Annotated in this window: 4 protein-coding genes; 2 read left to right on the top strand and 2 right to left on the bottom strand. The window is 48.1% G+C overall.

The window, feature by feature from the left end; translation table 11 throughout:
* Window positions 1-266 (top strand): M20/M25/M40 family metallo-hydrolase (locus ACESLU_RS13085; RefSeq protein WP_372639077.1); only part of this gene is annotated, 266 nt, incomplete at its 5' end.
* Window positions 263-1,435 carry an alanine racemase gene (alr, locus tag ACESLU_RS13090; protein ID WP_372639078.1) on the top strand — a complete coding sequence of 391 codons (1,173 nt, stop codon included), beginning with the start codon at window positions 263-265 and terminating at the stop codon, window positions 1,433-1,435. The genes ACESLU_RS13085 and alr, both read left to right, overlap by 4 nt.
* 388 nt (window positions 1,436-1,823) lie before the next feature.
* On the opposite strand, the gene ACESLU_RS13095 is transcribed toward alr, so the two are convergent.
* Together ACESLU_RS13095 and ACESLU_RS13100 are read right to left on the bottom strand one after the other, a co-directional pair.
* Complete coding sequence (locus tag ACESLU_RS13095) at window positions 1,824-2,906, bottom strand: quinone-dependent dihydroorotate dehydrogenase (RefSeq protein WP_372639079.1); 1,083 nt, start codon at window positions 2,904-2,906, stop codon at window positions 1,824-1,826.
* A 310-nt stretch (window positions 2,907-3,216) separates the two neighbouring features.
* Window positions 3,217-3,491 (bottom strand): hypothetical protein (locus ACESLU_RS13100; RefSeq protein WP_372639080.1); only part of this gene is annotated, 275 nt, incomplete at its 5' end.

A 3,491-nucleotide genomic window follows, 5' to 3' on the forward strand; every position in this document is an offset into this window, starting at 1 on the left:
CCATAAATAATCCCGAAGCCGTTGATATCATTCGCAGTGCCGCAGCACATCAGGAAAAGGATATCCTGGAAAAGGAGAATCCCTTCAGCTGGTCCGAAGATTTCGGTCATTTTACGAAAGAAATACCCGGGGCGATTTTTGGCCTGGGTATTGGCAGGGAGCATAACGCGCTGCATTCCGAACACTACGATTTTCCCGACGAGGTGATTGCCACCGGCACTCTTATGTTCATGCAAATCATTAACGAGATACTATCCCAAGGATGAAAGACCCGTTTTACCCTTCTTATGTGGAGCTTAGCAAATCAGCCTTTCAACAAAATATCTCCTTTCTGAAGAATTACATCGGTAAGGAGGTGCTATTCAGTTCGGTTATCAAGGGCAATGCATACGGACACGGTATCAAATATTTTGTACCCATGGCGGAAGAGTGCGGTATTCGCCATTTTTCGGTCTTCAGTTCCGATGAAGCCCGTGAAGCCAGTCGCGCTTCAACCTGCGGCGATACCCACATTATGATTGTAGGCATGGTCAGCAATGAGGTCATCGCCTGGGCTATTGAGCGGGATGTCTCCTTTTTTATCTTTGAGCTGGACCGCATGCATGCCGCTATCAGGGAAGCCCAACGAATTGGCAAGCCGGCGCGCATCCACCTGCATCTGGAGACCGGCATGAACCGGTTGGGACTTGATCCGGACAATTTTGAGGATATTTCGCGTCTGTTTAAGAAACATCGGAAGCTTCTCAGGCTTGAGGGCATCTGCACGCATTACGCCGGTGCGGAGAGTGTGGGTAATTACGTGCGTATCCAGGAACAGATTGAAAAGTTCAGGGAGTACACTTCCTGGTTTGAAGATCAGGACATCGAAGCCCAATACTATCATACGGCTTGCTCCGCTGCGGCCCTGAACTACCCTGAAACCATTATGGATATGGTGCGTATCGGTATCGCCCAGTATGGATTCTGGCCCAACCGGGAAACCTACATGAATTTTGTAAAACGATACCCGAATATACAGGCGGAACATAAGGATCCGCTTAAGCGGGTGATCAGCTGGAAAAGTAAAGTTATGAGCACCAAAAAAGTGCCGGCGGGTGAATTTATCGGGTACGGCAATACCTATCTTACCAGCCGCGACGAACAGATTGCCACCGTTCCCATAGGGTATGCTCACGGGTTCGGCCGCAACCTGACCAATGTCGGCATCGTATTGATCAACGGGGAACGGGCGCCGGTGGCGGGACTGGTGAATATGAACCTGTTGACCGTAGACATTACCGATATTCCTGATGTAACCAAAGGAGATGAAGTGGTCATTATCGGAACCCAGGGCGAGCAGGAGATGACGGTAGCCTCTTTTAGTGAAATGCGTAATTTCATGAATTATGAAGTGCTGGTACAGATTCCCTCTACTCTGCCGCGGTACATTGTTTGAGGCCGAAGATATGAATGAAAATTGCGGTAACAGGGCACTAATGAACGCTGAACGTTAAAAAGAGCGGCAAGTCGAGCGCAGAACACAGAAGGTCGGAGATTAAGCTAAGACTGAAGGTTGAGGTGGCAGATCTTCACGGATTGGAACGGTCGGTGCCTGAGATAATCTTTTTTCCCGCACGTAAAAGACAGGTTTGCGTAGCTGGTGGTAACATATGTCCCGATTCCCAATTTTAAAATATATTAAGAGAGATCTTTTGAAAAACCAGGGATTTTGATCACTATCAAAGCCTGAGCGAATTCAAAACCACAGCATATATGGCATATGTGAGGATTTTGAATTTGCGAAAGTGCAGATATTGGCCAAAAGAACGGTTTTGCAAAGCTCTCTAAGACGCACTCATCAACTGGTAAATTGAATCGACATTCAGTTCCCTAAGCTCTTTTACAAACTGCCGGTTAATGGATTTGATCAGGCCCGGCCCTTCATAAACCAGTCCGGTGTAAACCTGTAAAAGATCAGCGCCTGCCAGCATCATCTGAAGAGCCGTGGAAAATGAATCCACGCCGCCGACCCCGATGATCGGTTTTTGCCTCTTGGTAGCTTCGCTGATCCATCGAATGACGCGCACGCTTTTTGAAGCGATCGGGTGGCCGCTCAATCCACCGTAACCGATTTTTTTAAGCTCCGATTCGGGGGTATCCAGATGGTCACGGGCGGAAGAGGTATTACAGGCTACGTATCCGGGAATCTGGTGGGCTTCACAAACCTGCAGAAGCTGCATGAGCTGATCTTTCGTCAGATCGGACGAGAATTTAATCAGCGTCGGTACCACGCGGGCGTCATTTCGAATGGCAAGGGCCGAAAGCAGCTCCCCGAGGGCCGCCGGATCTTCAAAGGTTTTGCCTTCGGTGGTGTTGGGACACGAGATATTGACCGTGATGTAATCGGCTACTTTCTGGGCTTCTTTAAAGCTGTGTACGTAATCACGGATAGCCAGGTCGCCCATTACGTTCGGGTCGTGTGTTTTGGCAATATTGACACCGAGGGGGATGGATATCTTCTTGTTCTTAAGCCGCTTAACGACGGTCTTGGCCCCGTCGTTATTGAGCCCCATACGGTTGATGAGCGCACGGTCGCGAGGCAGGCGGAAGAGACGGGGTTTGGGATTTCCGGTGCTTGGGTTTCCGGTGATACTGCCGATTTCAATAAATCCGAGTCCCGCCGCCTCCATGATTTCGGGAATATGTCCGTTTTTATCAAATCCGGCGGCCAGGCCGAGGGGATTTCTGAATGTCAATCCCCATATATTCTGGGAGAGACCGGGCGCCTGATAGTCATAGATTGTTTTTACCAGAGCCCGCAGAAAACCACTGTCAGAGGCTTTTCGTGCAAAATGGTGTGTCAAATCGTGAGCCCGTTCAGCATCCAGCTGAAATAATAAGGGTTTCACCAATGAATTATATATCATAACATATGAGACGAACTTTTTTTAACCCGGATTATTCATGAATAATAAGGATTATTAGTTATCCTACTTATTTATTAAAAACCTTAGAATTTACTAAAGCCTTTTTTTGAACTATTAGATAATAACTTCGAAATTTGCTCCTGTGTTACGTTGGGGTGGAAATGGATGCTCCAAGATACAAAGGTACCTCTCCGTCCCCCTTTCCACTCCGCCTTGCCCACAATCAAATTTCTTTGTGAATAATCCAGGTCAAGCTCCCGTCAAAGTAATGAGCTTTATGTTAAGAACGAAATGTAAACTTTGGGTATAGTTATCGATGCCGTTTTTTTCCGTTGAAGATGTTGAGCAGTATCTTGCCGCGATCCCGAAATTCCAGTCCGATCATGCGAAGGCTGCAGATTTTAATCTGTCGAAGTTCGAGGATTTTTGCAAGGAACTCGGGAACCCACAGAACCACTTCCCTTCCATACATGTGGCCGGCACCAATGGCAAGGGCAGCACATGCAGGATACTGGCTGGGGTCTACCGGAAAGCCGGGTACAGCGTGGGATGCTACACGTCGCCGCATATGATACGATTCAACGA

The organism is Fodinibius sp., assembly GCF_041642155.1.
GTDB lineage: Bacteria > Bacteroidota > Rhodothermia > Balneolales > Balneolaceae > Fodinibius.

What these genes read in the sequence shown, in the direction of transcription:
- ACESLU_RS13095 (WP_372639079.1), bottom strand. Translation starts at nt 2,906, where the DNA reads ATGATATATAATTCATTGGTGAAACCCTTATTATTTCAGCTGGATGCT.
- alr (WP_372639078.1), top strand. Translation starts at nt 263, where the DNA reads ATGAAAGACCCGTTTTACCCTTCTTATGTGGAGCTTAGCAAATCAGCC.